Origin of the sequence: Enterobacter cloacae complex sp. SHL021 (assembly GCF_049237765.1) — a bacterium.
Taxonomy (GTDB): Bacteria; Pseudomonadota; Gammaproteobacteria; order Enterobacterales; family Enterobacteriaceae; genus Enterobacter; species Enterobacter cloacae.
Genome location: NZ_JBMKJG010000005.1, coordinates 79,104 through 97,343, shown reverse-complemented (window position 1 = coordinate 97,343; position 18,240 = coordinate 79,104). Strand labels below are relative to the sequence as shown.

Genomic DNA, 18,240 nt, shown 5'->3' with positions numbered 1-18,240 from the left:
TCAAACCACATAAGGATAATTATTACCCCAACGGTAACACTGAGGTAACGAATTATGCAGTGGAAAATCATCAACGGTTGGTACTGCGTTACGGCGTGCGGGCTGATGAGCACAAAGTGCCGCACTCTGCATGAGGCCATCAACTGGGCGTTTGTCACCAAGATGGCGGTCAAAACTGAAATGGATATGGGGGTGAGCAAGTGAACATCCAGCAGATTAATAACCTGAAAAAAATCATGAACAGCATCGACAGCGATTACCAGCTGAGCCAGATGCACTACGAGCGCCAGGTGGAGCTGATCGACGCCATTAAGCATCACCAGCTGCAGAAACCTTTCTACGAGCTGGAGCGCAAAGGCGTGCGCACCGAGATTCTGGAAGAGCTGATGATGAACCCGGAATTCGAAGAGGCCCTCGCAGCGTACCAGGCCGCGCTGACCAGCATCATCGCGAAGTGGGATCTGGCTGACCAGCTGGACACGGCGAGGAGCGCGGCATGATGCAGAACGCCGGCAGCATGGACAGGACCAAATACCTCGGCGGCAGTGATGTCGCCGGTATTCTCGGGATTAGCCCGTGGCGCACTCCGCTTGAGGTGTATCTGGATAAGGTTCAGCCACGCATCAAGCCAGTAGATCCTTCAAAGCAGAAAGTTTTCACGCGTGGCCAGCGTATGGAGCCATACGTAATTGACCTGCTTTCTGAAGAGACAGGCCTCGAAATTATCCATCGCGGCAACCGGTATATCCATCGCGATTACGGCTTTATCGCAGCTGAGATCGATGCAGAAGCGGCTACCGGCGAGAACATCGAGATAAAAACGGTTAGCCCGTTCAAAGCTAAGGAATGGGGAGAAGTTCAGACAGATGCGATCCCTGTGCATTACACGGCGCAGGCCATGCATGGGCTGATGGTAACAGGGAAGCAGGTATGCGTATTCGGCGTCCTGATAGGCGGTGACGATTTCCGTATTTATCGCGTTGAGCGTGATGAGGAAACCATTCAGGCCATTCTGGAGAAAGAGGTTGCTTTCTGGGACCGGGTGATAAACCTGAACCCGCCGGAGGCAACAACCGTCAGCGATATTTCTCTGATGTTTGAAAAGGATGCCGGTTCAAGCATTGAGGCAGACGGTAAGGCCCTTGCGCTGTTCAACGACCTGCGCGACATGAAATCACGCTGCAAGTCGCTGGAAGCAGAAATCGCCATATCGGAAGAGAAGCTGAAACTGTACATGCAGGAGCACTCAATCCTGACGCTCGACGGGAAACCGATTTGCACATGGAAATCTCAGGTAAGCAACCGTTTCGATCAGAAATTATTCCAGGTTGAGCACCCTGACCTGTACGAAAAATTCAAAACAGCAACGACATCACGCGTTTTCAGAATGAAGTAAGGAGAAAAAATGTCTACCACCGCACTTAAGGCAGCAGCGACCGGAAACCAGGTTGCGCAGCATAACGAGAAACCTACCACCCTGGCTGGGCTTCTCGCTGATCCAAAAATTAAGGCTCAGATGGCTCTGGCTCTTCCAAAGCACATGACAGCTGACCGACTGGCACGAATCGCCACTACTGAGATCCGCAAGGTTCCAAAACTGGCAGCATGCGACCAGGCCAGTTTCCTCGGGGCAATTATGCAATGCGCTCAGCTCGGGCTTGAGCCGGGCGGCGCACTTGGCCACGCGTACCTGATTCCGTTCGACAAGCGGCAGAAAGTTAATGGCCGCTGGGAAACGGTATCGACCGAAGCTCAGCTCATCATCGGCTATCGCGGGATGATTGACCTTGCCCGCCGTTCCGGGCAGATCCTGAGCATCTCAGCGCGCACCGTCCATATAAATGACAAATTCAGCTACTCATACGGCCTGGAAGAAACGCTCGAGCACTCACCTTGCGAAACCGGTGACCGCGGCGAACTGACCCATGTTTACGCCGTAGCACGCCTGAAAGATGGCGGCGTCCAGTTCGAAGTCATGAGCCGGGCAGACGTTGAAAAAGTACGTGCTTTGAGTAAAGCCGGCAGCAGCGGTCCGTGGGTTGACCACTTCGAAGAAATGGCGAAAAAGACGGTGATCCGCCGCCTGTTCAAATACCTGCCTGTCTCTATCGAACTGCAAAAAGCTGTTGTGATGGATGAACGCGCGGAAGCTGGCCTGAGCCAGGATAACGCAGCAGTTATCACCGGCGAGTATTCCGTTGTTGATGATGAGCAGCAGAGCCTGACGGTGGTTTCTGACTCTGATCGCGAAGAGGCGCGGGAATACGTCAGCGCAATTCTGAACAGCCTTGATTCATCCGAAGCAGACGCAAAGGCGATGTTTAAGCGTGCCGAAGACGAGATCAACGCCATGGCTGAAAAGCTCGGTGAAGAATACCACCAGGGATTCATGACGACGCTTAACGATATGCGTCCTGAATTCGAATAACACCACCGTGGCGCCACGGCGCCACACCTGCAACCAAGAGAGGTATTTATGAAAGGTGCATTGGGTAAGAAAAGACTCCTTGAGGTGGTGCCACTGTCATGGAGCACGATTGACCGCCTGGAACAGGCCGGAGAATTCCCGTCCCGTTTCTGGATCACCGACCGCCGCTGCGCGTGGGACCAGAGCGAAGTTGAAGCATGGCTGGATAAACGCAAGGCGGCAAGTCCGGCGACGTTCACCGGAAAAAAGCCGCCAGTTGACCGCCGCGTTTATCGCCCGGTGAGCGCAGCAGCATGACGGCGCTGAAGAAGCATGTCAGCAGATGGTCAGACGTTTACCTGTGTCTGGCCGTGGTCGCCTACCTGATGTGGCTGGCGGCGGTAATCAGTTGAGAGGTCTGGATCAGATGAAAAAGACGAAGCTTGAGCGCTATCACGAAGACTACGTCTCGCAGCGCCGTGTTGAAAGAGTGGTGGCAGTAACGCCAGAAGCAATGGAGATCGAAAGCCGGGCTATTGCTCGCGAGCGACTGGGTCATTATCGCATCGCGGCCCGCCTGTGGCTCCAGTGCCTGGACGCTGCCGTCGGTGAAGTTGAGCGCGCCCGCATCGCGGTGCGCCGCCAGCAGTGCATCACTAAAGGGAACCGCACGCCGCACCTGGACTACAGCGGGATCGGATGTCGCGGGGTGGTCTATGACTGACCCACACGACAGTATCCGAGTAGGCAGCATCACTCTAATTTATTCGACTTTGCGCCGCGGGTGGCTGGCACCCGGCGGCCAGGTTATCAGAAACCCATTGAAGGCTCAGCGCCTGGCTGAGTTGATGAACAGCAAGAAGGTGGCAGCATGAAAGTTTATATCGCTGGTCCAATGACAGGTATTCCTGACTTCAACCGTGATGCGTTTCGTAAACAACACATATCGCTGATGAACCAGGGTCATATTGTGCTTTGCCCTGCAGTTCTACCTGACGGATTAAGCCAATTGCAATATATGGATATCTGCTTCGCTATGATTCGCGCCGCTGATGCAATTTTAATGCTCCGTGGATGGGAAAAATCAGCAGGTGCAATAGCCGAACACGCATTTGCCAAAAAACTTGGTCTTGACGTAATTATGGAGCACTTGGCATGACCGGAAAATACACTCTTATCTACGCTGATCCGCCTTGGGTTTACCGTGACAAGGCAGCCGATGGCGAGCGCGGCGCCGGGTTCAAATATCCGGTAATGAACGTGCTGGATATCTGCCGCCTGCCTGTGTGGGATCTGGCTGCCGAAGATTGCCTGCTGGCTATGTGGTGGGTACCGACGCAGCCGGTTGAAGCGCTGAAGGTTGTCGAAGCGTGGGGATTCCGCCTGATGACGATGAAGGGATTCACCTGGCACAAAACGAATAAGCGCAAAGGCAACAGCGCGATCGGCATGGGGCACATGACCCGGGCGAACAGCGAAGACTGCCTGTTTGCGGTACGCGGGAAACTTCCTGCTCGCATGGATGCTTCTATCTGCCAGCATGTCACGGCGCCACGCCTGGAGAACTCGCGCAAGCCTGACGTCATCCGGGAAAAACTGGTGCAATTGCTGGGCGATGTGCCGCGCATTGAGCTTTTCGCCCGCCAGTCGTCGCATGGCTTCGACGTATGGGGAAACCAATGCGATGGACCGGCGGTGCAGTTGCACCCTGGTTACGCGCTGGATATCGCTGGATTGACTCGAGCATTCGGAGATGCACCGCTTTCACCAACAGACAACCAGGGCCGGGAGCGTGCGGCATGATTAATGGAAAATTGATAAGCAGTCAGCGTTATCTTGATATGGAAAAAGTTAATGACAGAGCGGTAAGGTTTAAACGCTTCATCGTTAACGTATACCCAGTGGTTCTTCGTGGCGTTCAGTACACAATAATAATGGATGGACATCACAACTTCGCGGCCTCTCGCTTGGCTGGAGTTGATCCAGACTTTCGGCCAGTTGGCAAAAAGGCCAAGAGAATACTGGACTCAATGCCAGAAAGAGAAAGAGAGGCATTTCTTATCAATAACGTTACCGATAGTAATTATTACTATGTTGATAATGGTGAAGTCGTCACGAATTTATTATTGCCGGATACCAGTAGCAAATTTCACGTCCACGCTGGTAATCAGTGGGTGCTTGGTTGACTAACTCTGCCCTTCCATCCACCTCTCAAACTTCGACGGGGAGAACGGCACCAGATCGGTGTGCTCCCCTGCTATCCAGGCATCAACCATATCTGCCCACTGCTGCAACATATAGGCGCGCTGCCGGGCATACTCCGCTTTGTTGTACACCGCGCGAACGCCCTTCTGCTCGTGCGCCTGCGCTTTCTCTATCCAGTCTGACGGGTAATCCGCTTCGTGCAGCAGCGTGCTGGCCGTACGGCGCAGGTCATGCACCGTGAAGTCCTGTATTTTCTCGCCGTCTTTGTTAATGGCTTCCACGGTCCGGTCGATAAGGGAGTTCAGCGCGGCGTTCGATAATGGCTTGCGGAAGTTGTAGCGCCCGGGAACAAGGTATTCGCTGCCACCAGCACACATCTGCAGGCCAATCAGTAAATCCTGCGCCTGCTTAGGCAGATAAATCACATGTGCCCGCCTGGCCTTCATTCGGTCGGCTGGTATTGTCCATGTCCAGTTCCTGAAATCGATCTCCTGCCACGTCGCGTAAGTGAATTCGCTTTTGCGAACCAGCGTCAGCAGTACCAGCTTCAGTGCCATCTTCATTGTGCCCATCGCACCGACGTCATCCAGAGAGCGGAAGAATATGCCAATCTCCTCAGGCGACAGCGTGCGCTCGCGCGGCTTAAACATGGCAATGGATGATGGCTTAATGTCGGCCGCCGGATTGAACAGGCCGTGTCCGCGGTCGTTGGCGTACCGGTACACACTGCTGATTATCTCCCTGACCTGAATCGCCGTCGCCCGGCCACCACGCTCGACGATACGATCGCAAAGGTCGCGCACCATTCTGGTGGTTATCTCAGTCATCATCTTGTTGCCGAGCGCCGGGAGGATATCCCGATCAATAACCGCCTGCTTCATGGCGCGGGTGCTGTCGGCCAGGGTGACATATTTCATGTAGGCGTCGGTATATACCGCGAATGTTTCGGCCCCGGCGATCTGCCTGATACCGTCACGTTTTGCCGCAGCAGGCGACTGGCCTGACTTCAGCATCTTTTTGGCTGCAATGAGTTCCTCGCGCGCTTCCGCCAGGCTGATACCGTCACGACCGTACTGGCCGATCACCAGTGTTTCCCGGCGACCGTTGATTCGGTAGTCGTAGCGGAACGAGACAGAGCCTGACGTGAGCACGGCGACATACAGGCCGTCACGGTCTGAAACCTTGTACAGTTTCTCCTGCGGCTTCAGGTTTTTCAGTTTGGTATCGGTAAGCACAATTCACCCGTAATGCATCCATGTTTTTGTCGGTATGAGATTATACCTTTCGGGTAATACCGTCACCTGTACCGTCGAAAAATGTGGTGTAGAGTGAATAGATATGAGTAGATATAAACAAAAACCCTCTGCAATTACAGAGGGTTAGAGAGGATATTGAATAGATATGATGTGCTATGAACTAGCTATACATCATTCCCACTCAATCGTAGCCGGTGGCTTACCGCTGATGTCATACACCACGCGGGAAATACCGTTCACTTCGTTGATGATGCGGTTAGACACACGGCCCAGGAAGTCATACGGCAGGTGCGCCCAGTGCGCGGTCATGAAGTCGATGGTTTCCACCGCACGCAGGGAAACAACCCAGTCGTACTTACGGCCATCGCCCATAACGCCGACGGAGCGAACTGGTAGGAACACGGTGAACGCCTGACTCACTTTGTTATACAGGTCAGCTTTGTGCAACTCTTCGATGAAGATAGCATCCGCGCGACGCAGCAGGTCGCAGTACTCTTTCTTCACTTCGCCCAGCACACGCACGCCCAGACCCGGCCCCGGGAACGGGTGACGGTAGAGCATGTCGTACGGCAGACCCAGTTCCAGACCGATCTTACGCACTTCGTCTTTGAACAGCTCACGCAGCGGTTCAACCAGACCCATCTTCATCTCTTTCGGCAGGCCGCCCACGTTGTGGTGAGATTTGATGACGTGTGCTTTACCGGTTGCGGATGCCGCAGACTCGATCACGTCAGGGTAGATTGTGCCCTGTGCCAGCCACTTCACGTCTTCCAGCTTCAGCGCTTCTTCGTCGAACACTTCCACGAAGACGCGGCCGATGATCTTACGTTTGGCTTCCGGATCGTTGACACCGGCCAGCGCGTCCAGGAAGCGCTGTTCGCCTTCCACATGAACGATGTTCAGACCGAAGTGGTCACCAAACATGTCCATGACCTGCTGGGCTTCATTCAGACGCAGCAGACCGTTGTCCACGAATACGCAGGTCAGGTTTTTACCGATAGCGCGGTGCAGCAGCATCGCGGTTACGGAGGAGTCAACGCCACCGGACAGGCCGAGAATGACTTTGTCATCGCCAACCTGCTGACGGATGCGCTCAACGGCGTCGTCGATGATTTTAGCCGGGGTCCACAGCGCTTCACACTGGCAGATATCGCGCACGAAGCGCTCCAGCATGCGCATACCCTGACGGGTGTGGGTCACTTCCGGGTGGAACTGCACGCCGTAGAAGCGTTTCTCTTCGTTCGCCATAATCGCGAACGGGCAGCTTTCGGTGCTGGCAACGGTCACGAAGTCGGACGGGATAGCGGTCACTTTATCGCCGTGGCTCATCCACACGTCCAGCAGCGGTTTGCCGTCTGCGGTCAGGGAGTCTTCGATACCGCGCACCAGCGCGCTGTCGTTCACCACTTCAACCTGTGCATAGCCAAACTCACGCTCGTTAGAGCCTTCTACATGGCCGCCCAGCTGCATTGCCATGGTCTGCATACCGTAGCAGACGCCGAATACCGGCACACCCGCTTCGAACACGTACTGCGGTGCGCGCGGGCTGTTCTCTTCGGTGGTGCTTTCCGGGCCGCCGGACAGGATAATGCCGCTAGGATTGAATTCGCGAATCTGTGCTTCCGTGACATCCCACGCCCACAGTTCACAGTAAACGCCCAGTTCACGCACGCGACGCGCCACCAACTGAGTGTACTGAGAACCAAAGTCCAGGATGAGAATGCGATGTTTATGAATGTTTTCCGTCATTGACGCTAATTCCGAGGCAAGTGAAACAAAAACAGAGCGCCCGGCATGAGCCGGGCGCGGAAACTTATCAGGAGCCCAGACGGTAGTTCGGGGACTCTTTGGTGATCGTCACGTCGTGAACGTGGCTCTCCTGGATACCCGCACCGCTGATGCGTACGAATTCCGCTTTAGTACGCAGCAGGTCAATGGTACCACAGCCGGTCAGACCCATACAGGAGCGCAGGCCGCCCATCTGCTGGTGAATGATCTCTTTCAGACGGCCTTTATAGGCAACGCGCCCTTCGATACCTTCCGGCACCAGTTTGTCAGCGGCGTTATCGGTCTGGAAGTAACGGTCAGAAGAACCTTTGGACATCGCGCCCAGAGAGCCCATACCGCGGTAAGATTTGTAAGAACGGCCCTGGTAGAGTTCGATTTCACCCGGGGATTCTTCAGTCCCTGCCAGCATGGAGCCAACCATCACCGCGGAAGCACCTGCGGCGATCGCTTTAGCGATGTCGCCAGAGAAGCGGATACCGCCGTCTGCGATGACCGGAATACCGGTGCCTTCCAGCGCTTCCACCGCGTCAGAAACCGCAGTGATCTGTGGAACACCTACACCGGTCACGATACGGGTTGTACAGATGGAGCCTGGGCCGATACCCACTTTCACCGCGCTGCAACCTGCGTCAGCCAGCGCGCGAGCACCTGCGCCCGTCGCCACGTTACCGCCGATGATCTGCAGATCAGGATATTTCGCACGGGTGTCGCGAATACGTTGCAGAACGCCTTCGGAGTGGCCGTGGGAGGAGTCAATCAGCAGCACGTCAACGCCTGCGGCAACCAGCGCATCAACACGCTCTTCGTTACCGGCACCTGCGCCAACCGCAGCGCCAACGCGCAGACGGCCATGCTCGTCTTTACAGGCGTTAGGTTTACGTTCTGCTTTCTGGAAGTCTTTAACGGTGATCATACCGCGCAGGTGGAAGTTCGCATCCACAACCAGCGCTTTCTCAACGCGTTTTTCGTGCATTTTTGCGAAGACGACATCACGCGCTTCACCTTCACGCACGGTCACCAGACGCTCTTTTGGCGTCATATATACGCTAACCGGCTGGTTCAGGTCGGTCACGAAACGCACGTCACGGCCGGTGATGATACCCACCAGCTCGTTCTCTTCGGTCACCACCGGGTAACCGGCAAAGCCGTTACGTTCGGTCAGGGCTTTCACTTCGTGCAGGGTGGTGGTTGGCAGAACGGTCTGTGGATCGGATACGATGCCGGATTCATGCTTCTTCACGCGGCGAACTTCTTCAGCCTGACGCTCGATAGACATGTTTTTGTGAATAAAGCCAATGCCACCTTCCTGTGCCAGGGCAATAGCCAGGCGCGCTTCAGTCACGGTGTCCATTGCCGCAGAGAGCATAGGAATGTTCAGGCGAATGGTTTTCGTCAACTGCGTGCTGAGATCGGCAGTATTCGGCAGAACGGTGGAGTGAGCGGGAACGAGGAGGACGTCGTCAAACGTCAGTGCTTCTTTAGCGATACGTAGCATGGGCAATATCTCTGACCTGGGTGGTTAAATATTGCCGTGGCATTATACAGAGCGTAACCGATTGCATCCACACTTTTTTATAAAAAAACCTTGCACTCCCCTCTCAGCAGGTTACTATCGACTGAATAACTTGCTGATTTAGAATTTGATCCCGCTCACATGTTATCCTCTCAATCCCCCTCAATTTATACTGTCAGCCGCCTGAATCAGACGGTGCGTTTGCTGCTTGAGCAGGAAATGGGGCAGGTCTGGATCAGCGGTGAGATCTCTAACTTCACGCAGCCCGCTTCCGGCCACTGGTACTTTACTTTAAAAGACGACACCGCCCAGGTGCGCTGCGCCATGTTCCGCAACAGCAACCGCCGCGTGACGTTTCGTCCTCAGCATGGCCAGCAGGTGCTGGTGCGCGCCAATATCACATTGTATGAACCGCGCGGCGACTACCAGATTATCGTCGAGAGCATGCAACCTGCGGGCGAAGGCTTACTCCAGCAGAAGTATGAACAGCTTAAGGCTGCGCTTTCGCAAGAGGGGTTGTTCGACCAGCAGTATAAAAAGCCCCTGCCCTCACCAGCCCACTGCGTTGGGGTAATCACTTCGAAAACCGGTGCCGCGCTGCACGATATTTTGCACGTCCTCAAGCGTCGCGATCCTTCCCTGCCCGTCATCATCTACCCGACCGCTGTTCAGGGTGACGATGCGCCAGGCCAGATTGTGCGTGCCATTGAGCTGGCGAACGCGCGTCATGAGTGCGACGTATTAATCGTTGGGCGTGGCGGCGGCTCGCTGGAAGATTTGTGGAGCTTCAACGACGAGCGCGTGGCGCGGGCTATTTTTGCGAGTGCTATTCCCATCGTGAGCGCGGTCGGGCATGAAACGGATGTGACGATAGCCGATTTCGTTGCAGATTTACGCGCGCCTACGCCGTCTGCTGCGGCAGAAGTGGTGAGCCGCAATCAGTTGGAGCTGCTGCGTCAGATCCAGAACGGCCAGCAGCGCCTGGAGATGGCGATGGACTACTTCCTCGCTAACCGTACCCGCCGCTTTACCCAGCTTCATCACCGCCTGCAGCAGCAGCATCCACAGCTTCGCCTTGCGCGTCAGCAAACCGTGCTGGAGCGTCTGCGCCAGCGGATGAACTTCGCGCTGGATAATCAGCTCAAGCGCGCGATGTCGCGTCAGCAGCGCGTGACGCAGCGCCTGAATCAGCAAAACCCGCAGCCGAAAATTTACCGCGCACAAACGCGCATTCAGCAGCTGGAGTATCGTCTGGCAGAAACTGTCCGGGCACGACTTAGCACCACCCGCGAACGCTTTGGCAATGCGGTGACCCATCTTGAAGCGGTTAGCCCACTTTCTACCCTGGCACGCGGCTATAGCGTTACCACCGCCACTGACGGCAAAGTGCTGAAGCAAACCAAACAGGTGAAAGCCGGAGACGTGCTGACCACCCGTCTGTCGGACGGCTGGGTGGAAAGCGAAGTGAAAGGCGTGATGCCGGTAAAAAAACCTCGCGCCCGTAAAAAGGCGTAATCAGCGATGGCTCTCTGGCGTGACGGCTAGCATCAGCCAGGACATGCCTGAAAAAATCGCCAGCGCAGCCACTGCGCTCGTTAACCCCAGAAGCAGGCCAAAAAGGATAGCCCCCACAACCTGCCCACCTGCCAGCATAAGAAAGGCCAGGCTGACTCCAGCCGCAGGTGAAGGATGTGCGATCTCTGCCCCCTTCACCAGCAATACCCCGGACAAAATCACATACCCCGCGCCGCTCATGGCCACTGCCGGAATAAGCCACCAGGAGAAACCGTGGCTTACTGTCAGAACCGCCAGAGAAATGGCCATGAAGATCTGGGATAAACGATAGACCCCCCGCATGCCGATACGCCTTGCCATACTTCCGGTAAATATGGCAACAATCCCCGCCCCGCCGCTTATCAGCCAGAGAACATTGGTCGCTGCGCTATCCAGCTCCGTGTGACGCATAAGTATTTCCGGGCCAAAGCTCCACCATGCGGCGCTGGCCATACCGCTGATAAAGGCAATCCCCAGCAGCCGAAACATGCCGGGTTTGCGTACGATAGATAGCACCTTTGGCGTTGACTCACGGGATTTCGCCGCAGATGACGGCAGATACCGCCACAAAGCCGGCAGGCACAGCAGCGCCATAATGGCGAACACAACACAGGCTGCCCGCCAGCCCCCGGGCATGAAAAACAGAACGGGCACCGAGAGAATGATCCCACCGCTCGTTCCGGCATTGATGGTGGTATTCACATGGAGCTGACGGTCAGGGGCGATCCTGTCATTAACCGCCCCGGCAAGGGCCGGTGAGGCCAGGCCGGAGCTCAGCCCGGCAATAAATAAACCTATCGCCAGCATCGTTGAATGTGCCGAAGTCGCGAGAATGAACAACCCCGCGGCGGCGGCGATGGCCGCCAGCAAGGCGGGCAAACGAGGCCCTACGCGCGCAATAAGGTATGAGGCCATAAATATCGACATGCAATACGCCGCATAACTACAGGAGGCTATAAACCCCGCCACCTGCGGGGTGAAAGGGATAGCCTGGCGGATATCAGGCAGCATCAGGCCCCACGAAAACCTTGCCATACCATAGGTCACCGCGATGATTGAAAACCCGGTTATGCTCAGCGAAGTCTGCCTGTTCATTACGCTCCTCTTAGTTAATGCCGTTTAAAAAACCTAAACGGTGATGAAGCGTTGCGCCAGTTTTTAAGGAGACGAATTGTCCGACTTACAACCAGCACCGGTTTAATGTTTTACACTTAAGAAGATTCTTTTTTCGGCATTGCCAGAAAACAGGAGAGTTGCATGACCCGAATTCACAGCGTGATCCCCCCTTATATTCTTCGTCGTATTATCGAAAGCGGTTCTGAGCCGCAGCAGCGCTGCGCCCGCCAGACTTTAACCCATGTCCAGACGCTAATGGCCCACATGCCCGGTAAACCTGCCGCGCCGCACGTGAGCAAAGCCGGACAGCTGGAGCGTGATATCTACGATGCGAAACAGACCCAGGAGTTGCCAGGCACGCAGGTGCGCTATGAAGGCCAGCCGTCCAATGGGGATGTGGCCGTCGATGAAGCCTATGACTATTTAGGCATCACCCACGATTTCTTCTGGAAAGAATACCAGCGTGACTCGCTCGATAATAAAGGGCTGATCCTCACCGGCACCGTGCATTATGGCCGGGAATACCAGAACGCCTTCTGGAACGGTCAGCAGATGGTCTTTGGCGATGGCGACGGGGAAATATTTAACCGTTTTACCATTGCCATCGACGTTGTGGCGCACGAACTCAGCCATGGCGTTACCGAGACCGAAGCCGGGCTGATCTATTTTGAACAATCGGGTGCGCTAAATGAGTCCCTGTCGGACGTGTTTGGCTCGCTGGTTAAACAGTATCACCTGAAGCAAACCGCCGACCAGGCCGACTGGCTGATTGGCGAAGGACTGCTGGCGAAAGGGATTAGCGGCAAAGGACTGCGTTCCATGTCGGAGCCGGGCACCGCCTATGACGATCCTCTGCTCGGTAAAGATCCGCAACCGGCGCACATGAAGGATTTCATCAAAACGCGTGAAGATAACGGCGGCGTTCACCTGAACTCCGGCATTCCCAACCGGGCGTTTTATCTGGCCGCAACGGCAATCGGCGGCTATGCCTGGGAAAAAGCGGGTTATGCCTGGTACGACACAGTTTGCGATCGCAATCTGCCACAAGATGCGGATTTTGATGCCTTCGCAAAACTGACGATAGCCCACGGCGAAAAGCGCTCGGGCAGCGACGTTGGGGCGGCGATAAGACAAGCCTGGGAACAGGTGGGAGTGCTGTAAATGCAGGTTCCGGAACTGACGGATGACGCCGTGGTTGAGCTGGCCCGGGAAGGCGGCGTCGCTTTTATTCCCAGGCTGAGCGGCCAGCGCACCATCACGCTCTCATCTCTCAATGAGGCGCAGCGTCAGCGCGTGGTGAGTATTCTGGAGCAAGCCATTCCGCGTGGGCAACCGCCTGGTCAGACGTCGTCACCAGGCAGCGGTGACCAGCGTTATTTTCGTATCCAGATCTTCTGGACCCGGCACAACGAAGCGCAGTATACCGATATTATTGTGCTGGTACCGGAGCAGGAAGCGCCCGAATCGCTGGTTGAACTCTGGCAGAAAGGCGAAGGCTGCGTGTGTGATTAAGCCCCGACAGGGACGAACTCCACGCGTTTTTTAGAGATCAGGCCGTGGCCGTTCTGGCAGAAATAGTCCACCGCACCGCAGGCCTTTAATACCTGGAGTGGCTGATGGCACTCCGGGCAGCGGGCTTCGAGCGCAATATCTTTATGACAGTGTTCGCAGTAAGCCACGCCGTTTTGCGGCTCCAGCTCGGCATGGCAGGTTGGACAGGCGATCGACATAGTAACTCCTTAAGCAAGTTGCCGGGGCGAAACGGTCGCCCCGGCGGATCGATTATACCGCCTCTGTGGCAGGTTTCGTCCGGGCATTTTCCAGCATGCGACGAACCGGCACAATGAGAACGATCAGTACCGCAGCACAAATCAGCAGCGCGATGGAGCAACGCGCGAAGAGATCCGGCAACATATCCAGCTGGTCTGCCTTCACGTGGCCGCCAATCAGACCGGCAGCCAGGTTACCCAACGCACTTGCGCAGAACCACAGCCCCATCATCTGGCCGCGCATTCTTTCTGGCGCCAGCAGGGTCATGGTGGCCAGACCAATCGGGCTCAGACACAGCTCACCCAGCGTCAGCATCAAAATACTGCCTACCAGCCAGAACGGCGAAACGCCTGCCCCGCCGTTGCTCAGCACATTCTGCGCCGCCAGCATCATCAGGCCAAAGCCCGCCGCCGCACAGAGAATACCGATCACAAACTTGGTGATACTGCTCGGACGAATGTTCATGGTGGCAAGCTTCGGCCACGCCCAGCTGAATACCGGTGCCAGCAGAATGATGAACAGGGCGTTGATCGACTGGAACCATACTGCCGGAATTTCGAAATCACCGATCATGCGATTGGTGTAGTCGTTGGCAAACAGGTTAAAGGAAGTCGGTTTCTGTTCAAAAGCGGACCAGAAGAACGCAGCGGAAACCAGCAGGATAAAGCAGACCAGCAGTCTGGCGCGCTCTTTACGGGTCAGACCCGCGAAGATGAACAGATAAATGAAGTAGAGCGCAACGGATGCCGCAATCACATAGACCAGCATACTGGCCACCGCGACCGGGTTAATCACAATGACCCCCTGGGCGATCAGCGTGACGAAAACCGCCACCCCAACCGCCAGCGCCAGCAGCCACGCGCCCACGCCGTTGCGTTTGACCACCGGGCTGTTCCAGGTGGAATCGAGGCCCACTTCGCTGTCGTAGCGCTTCATGGACGGGACAGCAAACACGCGGAAGATAATCAGCGCCACCAGCATCCCGATGCCGCCAATACCAAAGCCCCAGTGCCAGCCGTGGGTTTTAATCAACCAGCCGGAAATCAGCGGCGCAATGAACGAGCCCATGTTGATGCCCATATAGAACAGCGAGAATCCGCCGTCACGACGCGCATCGCCTTTTTTATACAGGGTGCCGACCATCACGGAGATACAGGTCTTGAACAGGCCCGATCCCAGCACAATAAACATCAGGCCGATAAAGAACAGGTTGTTCCCCATCACCGCCGAGAGCGCAATCGACAGGTGGCCGAGCGCAATCAGAATCGAACCGTACCATACGGCTCGCTGCTGGCCGAGCCAGTTATCGGCCAGCCAGCCACCCGGCAGCGCGGCCAGGTACATGGTACCGGCGAAGATACCGACAATCGCCGAGGCGTTTTCACGCGCCAGCCCCATGCCGCCGTCATAGACAGTGGCGGCCATAAAGAGGATCAGTAACGGACGAATGCCGTAAAACGAGAAACGCTCCCACATCTCGGTAAAGAACAGCGAACCGAGCGGATAAGGATGGCCGAAGAACGTTCGGCTTTCTTTTTGATTAACAGAGGATTGCATAATTCTCCCGAAAGGTATGTCGTTGTGCTGAAAGCACCGCGCGTACGCCGGCCAGTTACGTATCTGACCGATTTTTTACATGCGGCGAAAAATGAGTTAACCATTTGATAACCAGGCGCTAGTTTTGTCTAGTACCAGACCCTGGACTTTAAGATGAAAATTCGACGATTGTCTACTTTCTTAGATTTAAACATGGTTAAAAGCGAATAGTGATTGACTTCACACAAGGAAGGCAGGCGTTTTGTATGGGCGAAAAAAACCCGCGACAGGCGCGGGTTTTCGTGAGACAGGCAAAGTTTATTTGCTTTTCTTAATGTGCTTAATCAAACGCTTACGCTTACGCATCTGGTTTGGCGTAAGGGTGTTGCGCTTGTTAGCAAACGGGTTATCCCCTTCCTTGAACTGGATACGGATAGGGGTGCCCATCACGTCCAGCGATTTACGGAAGTAGTTCATCAGATAACGCTTGTAGGAATCCGGCAGTTCTTTCACCTGGTTGCCGTGAATCACCACGATTGGCGGGTTATAACCACCGGCGTGGGCGTATTTGAGCTTCACGCGACGGCCACGTACCAGCGGCGGCTGATGGTCTTCTGCTGCCATGTTCATGATGCGGGTCAGCATAGCGGTGCTCTGACGACGGGTGGAGCTATCATACGCTTCACGCACGGAGTCGAACAGGTTACCCACACCGCTGCCGTGCAGCGCAGAGATAAAGTGCACGCGAGCAAAATCGATGAAGCCCAGACGGAAGTCCAGCGTCTCTTTCACCTGCTCACGAACTTCATTGCTCAGGCCATCCCATTTGTTCACCACGATAACCAGTGAGCGCCCACTATTGAGGATAAAGCCGAGCAGCGACAAGTCCTGATCGGATATACCTTCACGCGCGTCGATAACCAGCAGCACAACGTTGGCATCTTCAATCGCCTGAAGGGTTTTAATGACGGAGAATTTCTCCACCACATCGGTGATTTTTCCGCGCTTACGCACGCCCGCGGTGTCGATGAGTACATACTCACGCTCATCACGCTCCATCGGGATGTAGATGCTGTCGCGGGTGGTGCCCGGCATGTCGTATACCACCACACGCTCTTCGCCCAGAATACGGTTAGTGAGCGTAGACTTACCTACGTTTGGACGCCCCACAATGGCCAGCTTAATCGGCAGATCCTGCGGGTTGAATGTCTCTTCAGGCTCTTCTTCTTCGCCTTCTTCACCGTCTTCGAACTGCGCCCAGTATGCCGCGTCTTCGTCCACCTCTTCCGGCGGGTTCACTTCGTCAACCCACGGCAGCAGAACGGTTTCCAGCAGGCTGGTCACGCCGCGGCCATGCGATGCGGCGATCGGGTAGATATCACCCAGACCTAAAGACCAGAAATCGGCGATCGCCTGATCGGCATCGATACCATCAGTTTTGTTCGCCACCAGGAAGGTCGGTTTTTCACGCGAACGCAGATGTTTAGCAATGGCGGAATCCGCAGGCATCAGGCCAGCACGGGCATCCACCATAAACAGCACCACGTCTGCCTCTTCGATTGCCAGCAGAGACTGCTCCGCCATGCGGGTTTCAACGCCGTCTTCTGTCCCGTCGATACCACCGGTATCGATACAGATGAACTCGCGTCCTTCCACCTCTGCACGACCGTACTTACGGTCACGCGTCAGCCCCGGGAAATCCGCAACCAGCGCATCACGGGTGCGTGTTAAACGGTTAAAAAGAGTGGATTTTCCAACGTTAGGGCGCCCGACAAGCGCGACCACAGGTACCATGTTTGAAGCCTCATAAAATTCAAAATAACGTCGCTTTCGCAGCGTTTTTAAAAATGTCAAAACGGCTCCTGAGTGAACAGGAGCCGTTTAGTATACTACAACCGCCGGGTAATTAACGCGTGATCGCGTACAGCGTGCCGTCTTTTGCCTGAATCAGCAGTTTGCCGTCAGCCACAACCGGGTCGGTGAGGAAGCCAGAGCTGTCGACTTTTTGCTGCGCAGTAAAGCGGCCCGTCTCCGGATCGATCCAGTGCATGTAGCCTTCGCTATCACCCACCACCAGGCTACCGTTGTACAGCGCCGGTGCGGTCAGCAGACGGTGCAGCAGATCGCTTTGCGTCCACAGCGTCACGCCGCCATCGGTGCTCAGCGCCAGCAGACGGTCGTTCTGGTCAACCATATAGATGCGGTTACCATCAACAATGAAATCATTCACTGAGCCCAGTTCACGTTTCCACATGATCTGGCCACTGCGCAGATCGAGCGCGGTCAGGTTGCCGTTGTACGCCAGCGCATAAACCACACCGTTGACAATAACAGGCGTCGTGTCGACGTCGTTCAGACGGTCGATTTCAGTTGACCCCGTCGCCTGAGAGATACGCTGCTGCCAGATCATCTGACCTTGCTGCATCAGTACTGCGCTCACGCGACCGTTATCACCACCCACAATGGCAGCACCAAAGGCTGTCGCCGGGGCAGATTCGCCGCGCAGGGAGAGTGATGGCATATCCAGGTTGACGGTCCACTTCACCAGACCATCGGCTTCGTTCAGCGCCTGCAGCTGGCCGTTGCTGGTGTGGATCAGCACAAGGCCGTCGCTCACCACCGGACGAGACAGAGACTCACCGGCAACCGTGGTTTGCCAGGCAACAGAACCGTCGCTGGTGTTCAGGGCATAGACCTGTGCTTTTTCGCTTCCCACATATACGTGACCGCCGGCAACGGTCAGGCCGCCAGACAGCAGTGCAGGTTTACGGGAGAACCAGCCGTCTTTTTCCGCCAGGTTAACGGACCACACTTCTTTTCCGTCATCGGCGTTAAGCGCTTTTACGGTACCTTTACGGTCAGCCGCATAGATAACGCTGTCAGCAAAAGCCGGGTGCAGGTTGGAATAGAAATCACCAATTCCATCGCCCACGGAAGTACTCCACGCGGTTGACGGGGTAAACTGGTTTTCAACCGTCGGCAGCGGGGACATTTTCACAACGTCTTCTTCGCCACTGAACAGTGAACAGCCACTCAATAACGTAACAGAAAGCAGTCCTGGCAGAAGTAATTTACGCAATTGCATCGGGTCCCTC

Annotated in this window: 21 protein-coding genes; 13 read left to right on the top strand and 8 right to left on the bottom strand. The window is 55.5% G+C overall.

Annotation, left to right across the window (positions count from 1 at the left end; translation table 11 throughout):
- The first annotated feature begins 54 nt into the window (after positions 1 to 54).
- The 10 genes from ACOTZF_RS06490 (at position 55) to ACOTZF_RS06445 (ending at position 4,593) form a co-directional block, all read left to right on the top strand.
- Positions 55 to 204 (top strand): hypothetical protein, encoded by a 150-nt coding sequence (locus ACOTZF_RS06490; RefSeq protein WP_162843058.1) that lies wholly within the window; start codon positions 55 to 57, stop codon positions 202 to 204.
- Positions 201 to 500, top strand: a complete 300-nt coding sequence (locus ACOTZF_RS06485) for a hypothetical protein (protein WP_129317675.1) — start codon at positions 201 to 203, stop codon at positions 498 to 500. The genes ACOTZF_RS06490 and ACOTZF_RS06485 overlap by 4 nt, the downstream gene beginning before the upstream one ends.
- Positions 497 to 1,396: a YqaJ viral recombinase family protein gene (locus ACOTZF_RS06480; RefSeq protein ID WP_129317674.1), complete on the top strand. Its 900-nt coding sequence runs from the start codon at positions 497 to 499 to the stop codon at positions 1,394 to 1,396. Before ACOTZF_RS06485 ends, ACOTZF_RS06480 begins: the two co-directional genes overlap by 4 nt.
- Positions 1,397 to 1,405: 9 nt before the next feature.
- On the top strand, positions 1,406 to 2,428 hold the full coding sequence (recT, locus tag ACOTZF_RS06475; protein ID WP_129317673.1) for a recombination protein RecT: 1,023 nt from the start codon (positions 1,406 to 1,408) through the stop codon (positions 2,426 to 2,428).
- 48 nt (positions 2,429 to 2,476) lie between these two features.
- The gene (locus ACOTZF_RS06470; protein ID WP_129317672.1) at positions 2,477 to 2,725 is read left to right on the top strand and encodes a helix-turn-helix transcriptional regulator; all 249 of its coding nucleotides are present in this window, start codon (positions 2,477 to 2,479) and stop codon (positions 2,723 to 2,725) included.
- A gap of 109 nt (positions 2,726 to 2,834) precedes the next feature.
- On the top strand, positions 2,835 to 3,131 hold the full coding sequence (locus ACOTZF_RS06465) for a PerC family transcriptional regulator (protein WP_060578442.1): 297 nt from the start codon (positions 2,835 to 2,837) through the stop codon (positions 3,129 to 3,131).
- A complete protein-coding gene (locus tag ACOTZF_RS06460) occupies positions 3,124 to 3,282 on the top strand; it encodes a DUF1317 family protein (protein ID WP_129317671.1) in 159 nt (52 codons plus the stop codon). Before ACOTZF_RS06465 ends, ACOTZF_RS06460 begins: the two co-directional genes overlap by 8 nt.
- Positions 3,279 to 3,566 (top strand): DUF4406 domain-containing protein, encoded by a 288-nt coding sequence (locus ACOTZF_RS06455; RefSeq protein WP_129317670.1) that lies wholly within the window; start codon positions 3,279 to 3,281, stop codon positions 3,564 to 3,566. Before ACOTZF_RS06460 ends, ACOTZF_RS06455 begins: the two co-directional genes overlap by 4 nt.
- Entirely contained in the window at positions 3,563 to 4,210 is a 648-nt protein-coding gene (locus tag ACOTZF_RS06450; protein WP_129317669.1) for an MT-A70 family methyltransferase, read from the top strand. Before ACOTZF_RS06455 ends, ACOTZF_RS06450 begins: the two co-directional genes overlap by 4 nt.
- Entirely contained in the window at positions 4,207 to 4,593 is a 387-nt protein-coding gene (locus tag ACOTZF_RS06445; protein ID WP_129317668.1) for a chromosome partitioning protein ParB, read from the top strand. The genes ACOTZF_RS06450 and ACOTZF_RS06445 overlap by 4 nt, the downstream gene beginning before the upstream one ends.
- On the opposite strand, the gene ACOTZF_RS06440 is transcribed toward ACOTZF_RS06445, so the two are convergent.
- From ACOTZF_RS06440 to guaB, 3 genes are all read right to left on the bottom strand, one after another.
- Positions 4,594 to 5,847: a tyrosine-type recombinase/integrase gene (locus ACOTZF_RS06440; RefSeq protein ID WP_129317667.1), complete on the bottom strand. Its 1,254-nt coding sequence runs from the start codon at positions 5,845 to 5,847 to the stop codon at positions 4,594 to 4,596.
- A 192-nt stretch (positions 5,848 to 6,039) separates the two neighbouring features.
- Positions 6,040 to 7,617, bottom strand: a complete 1,578-nt coding sequence (guaA, locus tag ACOTZF_RS06435) for a glutamine-hydrolyzing GMP synthase (protein WP_013098264.1) — start codon at positions 7,615 to 7,617, stop codon at positions 6,040 to 6,042.
- 67 nt (positions 7,618 to 7,684) lie between these two features.
- Positions 7,685 to 9,151 (bottom strand): IMP dehydrogenase, encoded by a 1,467-nt coding sequence (guaB, locus tag ACOTZF_RS06430; protein WP_013098265.1) that lies wholly within the window; start codon positions 9,149 to 9,151, stop codon positions 7,685 to 7,687.
- 159 nt (positions 9,152 to 9,310) lie between these two features.
- Here guaB and xseA point away from each other — a divergent pair, with 159 nt between their 5' ends.
- Positions 9,311 to 10,684: an exodeoxyribonuclease VII large subunit gene (gene xseA, locus ACOTZF_RS06425; protein ID WP_038985667.1), complete on the top strand. Its 1,374-nt coding sequence runs from the start codon at positions 9,311 to 9,313 to the stop codon at positions 10,682 to 10,684.
- On the opposite strand, the gene ACOTZF_RS06420 is transcribed toward xseA, so the two are convergent.
- Complete coding sequence (locus ACOTZF_RS06420) at positions 10,685 to 11,818, bottom strand: MFS transporter (RefSeq protein WP_038985669.1); 1,134 nt, start codon at positions 11,816 to 11,818, stop codon at positions 10,685 to 10,687.
- A 162-nt stretch (positions 11,819 to 11,980) separates the two neighbouring features.
- Here ACOTZF_RS06420 and ACOTZF_RS06415 point away from each other — a divergent pair, with 162 nt between their 5' ends.
- The gene (locus ACOTZF_RS06415; RefSeq protein WP_038985670.1) at positions 11,981 to 13,000 is read left to right on the top strand and encodes a M4 family metallopeptidase; all 1,020 of its coding nucleotides are present in this window, start codon (positions 11,981 to 11,983) and stop codon (positions 12,998 to 13,000) included.
- Positions 13,001 to 13,351 (top strand): protealysin inhibitor emfourin, encoded by a 351-nt coding sequence (locus ACOTZF_RS06410; RefSeq protein ID WP_013098269.1) that lies wholly within the window; start codon positions 13,001 to 13,003, stop codon positions 13,349 to 13,351. It begins immediately after the preceding gene.
- Here ACOTZF_RS06410 and ACOTZF_RS06405 read toward each other — a convergent pair.
- The 4 genes from ACOTZF_RS06405 to bamB all read right to left on the bottom strand — a co-directional run bounded on the left by ACOTZF_RS06405 (position 13,348) and on the right by bamB (position 18,230).
- Complete coding sequence (locus tag ACOTZF_RS06405; RefSeq protein ID WP_020690017.1) at positions 13,348 to 13,569, bottom strand: zinc ribbon domain-containing protein; 222 nt, start codon at positions 13,567 to 13,569, stop codon at positions 13,348 to 13,350. The two genes, ACOTZF_RS06410 and ACOTZF_RS06405, sit on opposite strands and share 4 nt — an antisense overlap.
- A gap of 52 nt (positions 13,570 to 13,621) precedes the next feature.
- Entirely contained in the window at positions 13,622 to 15,166 is a 1,545-nt protein-coding gene (locus tag ACOTZF_RS06400) for a peptide MFS transporter (RefSeq protein WP_038985671.1), read from the bottom strand.
- A gap of 297 nt (positions 15,167 to 15,463) precedes the next feature.
- A complete protein-coding gene (gene der / locus ACOTZF_RS06395) occupies positions 15,464 to 16,939 on the bottom strand; it encodes a ribosome biogenesis GTPase Der (protein ID WP_129317665.1) in 1,476 nt (491 codons plus the stop codon).
- Positions 16,940 to 17,051: 112 nt separating this feature from the next.
- The gene (gene bamB / locus ACOTZF_RS06390; RefSeq protein WP_029882244.1) at positions 17,052 to 18,230 is read right to left on the bottom strand and encodes an outer membrane protein assembly factor BamB; all 1,179 of its coding nucleotides are present in this window, start codon (positions 18,228 to 18,230) and stop codon (positions 17,052 to 17,054) included.
- Between the last annotated feature and the right edge of the window lie 10 nt (positions 18,231 to 18,240).

Bases quoted from the DNA above. Each gene is read 5' to 3' on its own strand.
- ACOTZF_RS06490 (WP_162843058.1), top strand. From the start codon at position 55: ATGCAGTGGAAAATCATCAACGGTTGGTACTGCGTTACGGCGTGCGGG.
- ACOTZF_RS06480 (WP_129317674.1), top strand. From the start codon at position 497: ATGATGCAGAACGCCGGCAGCATGGACAGGACCAAATACCTCGGCGGC.
- recT (WP_129317673.1), top strand. From the start codon at position 1,406: ATGTCTACCACCGCACTTAAGGCAGCAGCGACCGGAAACCAGGTTGCG.
- ACOTZF_RS06470 (WP_129317672.1), top strand. From the start codon at position 2,477: ATGAAAGGTGCATTGGGTAAGAAAAGACTCCTTGAGGTGGTGCCACTG.
- ACOTZF_RS06465 (WP_060578442.1), top strand. From the start codon at position 2,835: ATGAAAAAGACGAAGCTTGAGCGCTATCACGAAGACTACGTCTCGCAG.
- ACOTZF_RS06460 (WP_129317671.1), top strand. From the start codon at position 3,124: ATGACTGACCCACACGACAGTATCCGAGTAGGCAGCATCACTCTAATT.
- ACOTZF_RS06455 (WP_129317670.1), top strand. From the start codon at position 3,279: ATGAAAGTTTATATCGCTGGTCCAATGACAGGTATTCCTGACTTCAAC.
- ACOTZF_RS06450 (WP_129317669.1), top strand. From the start codon at position 3,563: ATGACCGGAAAATACACTCTTATCTACGCTGATCCGCCTTGGGTTTAC.
- ACOTZF_RS06445 (WP_129317668.1), top strand. From the start codon at position 4,207: ATGATTAATGGAAAATTGATAAGCAGTCAGCGTTATCTTGATATGGAA.
- guaA (WP_013098264.1), bottom strand. From the start codon at position 7,617: ATGACGGAAAACATTCATAAACATCGCATTCTCATCCTGGACTTTGGT.
- guaB (WP_013098265.1), bottom strand. From the start codon at position 9,151: ATGCTACGTATCGCTAAAGAAGCACTGACGTTTGACGACGTCCTCCTC.
- xseA (WP_038985667.1), top strand. From the start codon at position 9,311: ATGTTATCCTCTCAATCCCCCTCAATTTATACTGTCAGCCGCCTGAAT.
- ACOTZF_RS06420 (WP_038985669.1), bottom strand. From the start codon at position 11,818: ATGAACAGGCAGACTTCGCTGAGCATAACCGGGTTTTCAATCATCGCG.
- ACOTZF_RS06415 (WP_038985670.1), top strand. From the start codon at position 11,981: ATGACCCGAATTCACAGCGTGATCCCCCCTTATATTCTTCGTCGTATT.
- ACOTZF_RS06410 (WP_013098269.1), top strand. From the start codon at position 13,001: ATGCAGGTTCCGGAACTGACGGATGACGCCGTGGTTGAGCTGGCCCGG.
- ACOTZF_RS06405 (WP_020690017.1), bottom strand. From the start codon at position 13,569: ATGTCGATCGCCTGTCCAACCTGCCATGCCGAGCTGGAGCCGCAAAAC.
- ACOTZF_RS06400 (WP_038985671.1), bottom strand. From the start codon at position 15,166: ATGCAATCCTCTGTTAATCAAAAAGAAAGCCGAACGTTCTTCGGCCAT.
- der (WP_129317665.1), bottom strand. From the start codon at position 16,939: ATGGTACCTGTGGTCGCGCTTGTCGGGCGCCCTAACGTTGGAAAATCC.
- bamB (WP_029882244.1), bottom strand. From the start codon at position 18,230: ATGCAATTGCGTAAATTACTTCTGCCAGGACTGCTTTCTGTTACGTTA.